7 protein-coding genes are annotated in these 7,728 nt (G+C 40.9%); all 7 read right to left on the bottom strand.

Features of this window, described 5'->3' with window-relative positions:
* Positions 1-338: 338 nt before the first annotated feature.
* The 7 genes from HMPREF1551_RS09865 to trpB all read right to left on the bottom strand — a co-directional run bounded on the left by HMPREF1551_RS09865 (position 339) and on the right by trpB (position 7,721).
* A complete protein-coding gene (locus HMPREF1551_RS09865; protein ID WP_021628987.1) occupies positions 339-881 on the bottom strand; it encodes a hypothetical protein in 543 nt (180 codons plus the stop codon).
* A 2-nt stretch (positions 882-883) separates the two neighbouring features.
* Complete coding sequence (locus HMPREF1551_RS09860) at positions 884-1,495, bottom strand: hypothetical protein (RefSeq protein WP_021628986.1); 612 nt, start codon at positions 1,493-1,495, stop codon at positions 884-886.
* A 53-nt stretch (positions 1,496-1,548) separates the two neighbouring features.
* The gene (locus HMPREF1551_RS09855) at positions 1,549-2,169 is read right to left on the bottom strand and encodes a hypothetical protein (RefSeq protein WP_021628985.1); all 621 of its coding nucleotides are present in this window, start codon (positions 2,167-2,169) and stop codon (positions 1,549-1,551) included.
* 21 nt (positions 2,170-2,190) lie between these two features.
* A complete protein-coding gene (locus tag HMPREF1551_RS09850) occupies positions 2,191-2,622 on the bottom strand; it encodes a hypothetical protein (protein ID WP_021628984.1) in 432 nt (143 codons plus the stop codon).
* Between the two features lie 10 nt (positions 2,623-2,632).
* Complete coding sequence (locus tag HMPREF1551_RS09845; RefSeq protein ID WP_021628983.1) at positions 2,633-5,539, bottom strand: glycoside hydrolase family 3 N-terminal domain-containing protein; 2,907 nt, start codon at positions 5,537-5,539, stop codon at positions 2,633-2,635.
* 240 nt (positions 5,540-5,779) lie between these two features.
* Positions 5,780-6,541, bottom strand: a complete 762-nt coding sequence (trpA, locus tag HMPREF1551_RS09840) for a tryptophan synthase subunit alpha (protein WP_021628982.1) — start codon at positions 6,539-6,541, stop codon at positions 5,780-5,782.
* Entirely contained in the window at positions 6,534-7,721 is a 1,188-nt protein-coding gene (gene trpB, locus HMPREF1551_RS09835; RefSeq protein WP_021628981.1) for a tryptophan synthase subunit beta, read from the bottom strand. Before trpB ends, trpA begins: the two co-directional genes overlap by 8 nt.
* Positions 7,722-7,728 lie beyond the last annotated feature (7 nt).

Raw genomic sequence — 7,728 nt, 5'->3', positions numbered from 1 at the left:
TCAATAGTTAAAGAACTAGAAATATATACATCTAGAAAAGTTGTAAGCAACTCATTATCAACGATGTGTAATTACATCCCCCTTCACATACTCCGCTCTCGCGGACTTCCCTCAAGGGGGGAATTACAGAGTGGTATCAGGTAGAGTATTGAACAATCACACTTGAATATACTGGACGCCAGCATGATAGTTCAACTGTATCCTATTCCTCCCTTGAGGAGGGCTAGGGGGATGTAGAAAAAAATATATTGAATATCAATGAATTACTATATAAAGTGTATTATTTTAACTATTGATTCGCATTACTAATTATCAACTAGTTATTTTCCAACTTTCATTTATGAATATTGCCAAAAGCCTGCAATTATCTCTCCTGTTATATTCTGTTTATAGAGATATAAAGCTCCATATATAAATACATATTCCATATTTTCCCTATACCCCTCTTCATCTATTTGTAAAAAAAAGGAATAACCGTCTTTTTCCAATTCCTCATAATAATAATCTTTATATTGGATAAAACGTGGTTCGCCTCTTACTTTAATAAACTGAAAATCACCATCCTGTATCTCTTTATAATCAGTAATTGAATTTACAGACAAACTTGTAATAGCCTTATTTATATCGCTTCCCATTTCGGAATATTTATGTTCTATTACTTTCACTGCTATCGAAGGATAAATATTATTTTCTATAAGGATTTCAAAATCATTGGAAACCAAAATAGATAACATCTTATCTTCTTTCTCAGGATGAACAAGTGTTGCATAGAAAGCATATCCTTCAGGGATTTCCGTTTCTATATTTATGGGAGGGTTTCCTCCTATACGTCCCTTACTACTTTCGTTATAGGGGATACATTGTGCATATAATGGGGTCATACTTAATCTTCCAACAATTCGTTTAAATCATTTACTAAATCATCTGCCACATCTTCAAGTATTTGTTGGCGATAATACTTATTGTTCTGTATTTTTTCTAAAATACTTACATATTGTACTACATCATAGGAGTTTAAAGTATAGGTTAAGTAATACAGTTCTCTTACTTCCTTTTCTTTCAAATAGTAAAGATCATTGAAAAGTATAGTTGATATATCAGTTACAACTATGTATTGTAATACTTTTTCTTGATTGAGAATAAAATAAAGATTTTCCGTAATCTTTAAAATCACCAAATCTAATAGTTTATTACAATTGGTATAACTAAATACAAGGTTATCTTCACATAAGTACGAACGTGTATGAGTATAATCATCCACTTCAAAAGTAAAATCCTCTCGTGAAAGCGTGGTAAGTGTTGTAGGTTTTTGTTCTTCCAATAAGAAGGAGGGTAGAGAGGGAAGTATACAACTCCCTACATTGTGTTGCAAGGTAATATTCACACCACTAAGGTGATTATTGATGTCAAAGAAAAATACATCGCCTGCTTCTTCTAAGCAAGTGTCGCTTTCTCCCCATTCCAAAAGTAGGGTTCTATTGATGATTTTATTCATGAGATTTAAATTCGGATATTAAACGTAACCTCTGTGCCACTTCCAACTTCCATTTATGTGTATTGCCAAAAACCAGCTATAGGGTTAGAAAAACTATTCTGTGTTATATTTGCATAAATATATACTCCTCCAAAGCTAAAAGGGTAATTTCCTTTAATCAAACCATCAGGATATCCCCCTTCATCTATTTGAAAAAGAAATTTAAAGGCATCTTTATCAAGGTTTTTATAATAATATTCCTTTCGTTGTATAAAATCAGGGGTTCCGCCAAATTTAATAAGATAAGGAATGTTAATAGCTTCATTAGTATTGCAAATTCTTGACTCTACTATATATTTCTTGTCTATCATAAAAGAGCTTTTCAGATTAGACAATTCACTTTCTTGTGTAGTAGGATGTTCAAAAACTTTTATAGAACAATCAGGGTATATAGCATGTTCTAAGTAAGAATCATAATCAGGAATAAAAATAGATATCATTCTCTCTTCATCAAAAGGATTTAATAAAGAGAGATAAAAGCTATAATTATTATTCTCCTTTGAGATTAGATGATTGTCAAAATATTCAGGAGGATTTCCTCCTATCCAACCCGAAATAAGAGGTGTTTTCTCTTCTACTGCCTTGTACAGTATACATACTGTTCTGTCTATTAATAAAGATTGATAACTTGCCATAAGCTGTTCTATAATAGGAAATTAAATTATCAACGCAAATTCTGCACAATCTTCATACGATATATACAGAATCCACTTCATATCTTGAGATAGAAAGTAATGATGTTCAGGTATATTATCTAATATATCTACAATGACTTTATCTAAATATTCAAATGAGAATATATAGGTTAGGTTCGATACATTATCTCCCATATAAACCACTTTTTCATCTGGTTTTATACCTACCTTAGTTGCAATATCCCTTATAAAAGGAACAAGTGTTTCATAATCATCAAAAAATATTCTTTGATACTCTTCTAATTGCTCAAAATTAACTCTACTCCCTTTAAAAGGCAAGTTAGCATTCACCTTATCAACATAGATATTAGATTCTATTATTTGAAAATCTCCATTTTCTATATGTTTTTCTAATATTTTGATAAGCTCTAAGTCATAAAAATTCTTTTCCATATATTCAAAACTACATGATAGATTCCTGTACTACCCTTTGGATCTTGGCGCGGATATTTTCGGTAATCAACTTTTTGTTGTCGGCAGTAGGGAAAGTACGGTTGGAGAGGAAGACATAGATGGTCTGAGTGGCGGGGTCTGCCCAAGCCAAGGTACCTGTAAAGCCTGTATGTCCAAAGCTCTCAGGGGATACACAGCCACAGGTATAGCCGCCCTGTCCTGGGAGTTGGGGTTTGTCAAAGCCCAAGGCACGGCGGTTGCGTTCAGAGATGAAATAGCTCTTATTGAAAGCATCAAAGGCATTGGCCGAGAAGTAGCGCACTCCTCCGTAATAGCCCTTTTGCAGGTAGAGCTGCATCATCTTAGCCACATCATTGGCTGTACCAAAAAGTCCTGCGTGACCTGCTACTCCACCGAGCATGGCTGCTCCTTGATCATTTACATAACCGCGGAGAAGCTGTTGGCGGAAATTCTTATCCTCCTCTGAAGGGGCTATCTGTTCCTTAGGAAAGTAGTCTAAAGGGCGATAGGTAAGTTGGTAGGCGCCCATACTCTTATAGAAATCTTTTTCTACCAACTCATTCAGCGGTTTGCCCTTGGTATTCTCTATATATTTTTGAAACAAATAATAGGAAAGGTCGCTATAAAGGTATTTTTTTTGCTTGATTAGGTCACTTTTCGCAATAGATTGCAGGATCGTATCGCGATAATGGTCTGTGATAAAGATATTTTCCGCCACTTGGGTAGGATATTTTGAAGTCATTGTTGCATTATAGATATCCGAGGATAGGACTTTGGTCTTTCTATCCATCGTTCTAAGATAGAAAGGCAGCCAAGCCTGCAACTGCCCATAATGAGAGAGCGCTTCCTTGACGGTGATATTGGCCTTATTGGTACCACTGAGCATAGGCAGTAGTGTAGAGAGGGAGGCATTGAGCTTTATTTTCTGTTTGTCATATAGGTCAATTAGCTCAGGCAGGGTAGAGAGAATCTTGGTCAGTGAAGCCAAGTCGTATAAGGTGTTATTGGTTACCTGTTCGGCATTCTTATCATAGGTATAGCGGCCAAAACTCTTCTGATAGACCACGACCCCATTGCGGGCCACCAATACTTGAGCCGAGGGAGTCATTTGCTTTTGAATAGCTTCGGTTACTATAGAGTCTATCTTGTAGAAATTTTTTGAGTTCAAGCCCGCATTCTCTGGCAAGCCATAGGCCAAACGGTTAAGGGGTTTGGTAGGCAAGTTGCGGCCAAATAGGATGTTCTTATGGGCTGTTACCGGCAAGACTCCCTCAAAGGGAAGCGCTCCATAGATGAGTTGGGCTGCTTTCTGCTGCGCAAAAGGCGCATTCTGGTAAGCGACCACCACAGCGGCAAAAGGGCTGAGGTCAGGCAAATCGAGAAGAGCATAAGGCTTGGTAAAGATAGTGAGAATTATTTCCTTTTTCTCCTTGACGATGTTCTGGAGAAGGGCTAACTCTTGGGTGTTGAACTTATATTCTGCCCAAGGAGAAGCGTTGGAGCGGTGCAAACCTATGATAATACGGTCATAGGGTGCCATTTCTTTCTTGAGCGACTCCCATGAGCCACTCTTAAGCTGTACGACATCCTGATAATAGCGCAAATTCTTGAAAAACTCCCAGCCAGAATCATCACCAAACTTGATATAAGCGGTTTTCTTGGCATCTAAATTCTTCAACGGTAGTACATTCTTAGCATTTTGGGCTAAGGTAATGGCCTTTTCATAGATTTTTTCTACAAGTAGGTCATCCTCCTTGGTATTCAGGTCTTGAGTGAGGTTGGTTAGTGACACAGGTTTGTACTTATTAAGCCCTGCCCAGTACTTAGCTTTGAGGATTTTTTTTACTGAATGTGCCAAACGATATTCGTTGATTTCCCCTTTCTCGTAAGCCTTTTTGAGTATCTCTATTCCTTTGATAGGGTCGGAGGACATCAAAAGGACATCATTCCCAGCCAAGAAAGCCTGCAAATCCACTTGGGAAGACTCGGCATAATCGGCCACGCCCTTCATTCCCAAGGCATCGGAAAAGATCAGTCCCTGAAAGCCCATTTGTTGCTTAATTAGTCCAGAGACAATTTTATAAGATATAGAAGCAGGTTTTCCCTCATCCAAGGCAGGTACATTCAGGTGACCCACCATAAGGGAGGCCACTCCTGCACTGATAAGCTGTTGGAAGGGGTAGAACTCAGTACTCTCCAAGCGTTCGCGGGAGAAGGAGACGGTAGGGAGGGTCTTATGAGAGTCCTTTTCAGTATCCCCATGCCCTGGGAAGTGCTTGCCACAAGCCAAGACCCCTACGCTCTGCATCCCTTTGGTGAAGGCTACGCCTTTCTGGGCCACATTGAACTTGCTTTCGCCAAAGGAGCGGTTGCCTATGATCGGGTTTTTCGGATTGGTATTGATGTCAATATCAGGGGCAAAATCAATATGTACCCCTAAGCGCTTGCAGTGCTGGGCGATATGCCTGCCTGCTCGTTCCACCAAGGCATTGTCCTTGAGGGCGCCCAGGGTCATATTCCAAGGAAAGGCATAGACAGAATCCAAACGCATGGCCAGTCCCCATTCGGCATCCATAGCCACCAAAAGCGGTGTTTTGGCCATGGACTGGAACTCATTGGTAAGTTTTGCCTGAGCCACAGGAGCACCTTTGGAGAAGATAACCCCCCCAATATGATATTTCTTAATCAAATCCTTGATGGGCTTCTGCTGCTTGGGCGTATGTGAACTAAAAGACTGAACCATAAATAGTTGCCCTATTTTTTGATCCAAGTTCATGGCGTTATACAGACTATCTACCCAGCGGGTTTGTGCTTGTTCGTCTTTGGTACGAAGTGGGTCTATCTGCTGAGAGAAAGCTACCAAAGAGGAGAAAAACAGTAAGAAAAAAAATCTCATTTTGCTTTTTATTTTAAAGGGCAAAAATAAGGAAAAATAGCCCCCATCGCAAAAACTACTTTTGAACAATGAGACTATGAGACAATGAGATAATTAGCCAATGAAGCAATGAGATAATTTGGCAATGAGACTATGAGATAATTTGGCAATGAGACAATTAGCCAATTGGTAAATTGCCAATTAACAAATTGACAAATTAGCCAATTGGCTAATTAACAATTAACCATTAACAATTAATCATTATTTAAAGAGTTCATTTATTTGAGTGATTGTCTGCTCGAGCTTGTTGGAGGCAGTAAGCGCTACAATACTGGTACCTACGATGACCCCATCGGCATATTGGCGCATCTGCTCCACGTCAGCATGGGTCTTGATCCCAAAGCCCAACGAGACGGGCAAGGAGGTCTGTGCTCTTATTTGGGTAATAAATTCCTTAAGGCGTGGCAAATCCACCTGTTTGCTTCCGGTAACCCCCAGAGAACCAACCGCATAAACAAAACCGTCCCCTAAGGAAGCTATAGAGGCAATGCGCCCCTCGGAGGTCACACTCACCAAAGGAATAAAAGCAATATGGTGCTCCCTGAGCTTTTCTACCAGCTCTTGTGCTTCTTCATAAGGGAGGTCAGGGATAATCAGCCCACGGATACCCACCGCTGCACATTTCTGCAAAAAGGCATCTACCCCATAAGCAAAGACAAGATTGTAATAGACCAAGAACACCAAGGGCTTATGTACTGTATCTTTTACCGAAGCAAGCAAGTCAAAGACCGTATCGGTGGTAACTCCTGCTTGGGAGGCGGCAAAAGAAGCCTGAGAGATGAGCTTGCCATCGGCCAAGGGATCGGAATAAGGAATTCCTATCTCTAAGATGTCTATGGCTGTGCTATCCAAATTAGAGAGGAACGATTTGGTAAAATCCACAGAGGGGTAACCTGCCACAATGTAGCCTATATTAACCTTTTCTTTTGCGGCAAATACCGCAGCTATGCTATTGTTATTCATATTTTTCTCCTTTTAAGATTGAAAAAACGGTGTGCATATCCTTGTCTCCCCTACCTGATACATTTACCACTATGATTTGCTTCTTGTCCTTAGGAAGGGTTGGGCACAATTTGTCTAAATAGGCCAAGGCATGGGCACTTTCTATAGCAGGGATAATCCCTTCCTTGCGAGTGGTTAGCAGCAGTGCATCCATGGCCTCCTGATCGGTAATGGGAACATAGTGGGCTCTTTTGGTTTGGAACAAGTAAGCATGTTCGGGGCCTATTCCTGGGTAGTCCAAGCCTGCGGAGATAGAGTGTACGGGGCTTATCTGCCCGTACTTGTCTTGCAGGACATAGGTTTTCATCCCATGGATAATTCCCTCGCGCCCCAGGGTAAGAGTAGCCGCATGGCGCTCGGTATCTATCCCCTCGCCCCCTGCTTCAGCGCCATAGAGCTCAGTGGAAGTATCGTCCAAGAAGCCTGAGAAAATACCTATTGCATTGCTTCCACCCCCTACACAAGCGATGATATGGTCGGCATGCTTGCCCAAAGCGGTGAGCTGCTCCCTTGCTTCACGACCTATAACTGACTGGAAGTCCTTTACAATTGTCGGATAAGGGTGAGGCCCTACAGCAGAACCTATCACATAGAAGACGGTTTCTATCTCAGCCACCCAAGACTGTATCGCTGCTGTGGTAGCCTCCTTGAGCGTTTTCAGTCCATCCTCTATGGCAACTACCCTAGCTCCCAAGAGCTCCATACGAAAGACGTTCAGCTGTTGGCGCTCCATATCCACCGCCCCCATATACACCTCACATTCGAGTCCCAAAAGGGCAGCTGCGGTAGCGGTAGCCACCCCATGTTGGCCTGCTCCTGTCTCGGCAATCACTTTCTTCTTGCCCATTCGCTTGGCCAAAAGTACCTGACCTAAGGCATTATTAATCTTATGTGCCCCTGTATGGTTGAGGTCTTCCCGCTTCAGGAAGATATCATGTCCATAGTGCGCACTAAGGTTTTTGGCATAATATAAGGGCGTAGGACGACCTACATAATTTTTGAGCAAATCCGCTAATTCTGCTTGGAACTGAGGGTCATTTTTAGCTTTCTCGTATTCTTTTTCCAACTCTATTAGGGCGAACATGGCTGTTTCAGGCACATATTGCCCTCCAAAGTTTCCGAAGTAGGCTTTATTTGTCATATGATTA

The sequence above is a fragment of the Capnocytophaga sp. oral taxon 863 str. F0517 genome (assembly GCF_000466425.1).
Classification (GTDB): Bacteria; Bacteroidota; Bacteroidia; order Flavobacteriales; family Flavobacteriaceae; genus Capnocytophaga.
Note: the sequence above shows the minus strand (reverse complement) of the source record. Positions and strands in the feature narration are given on the sequence as shown.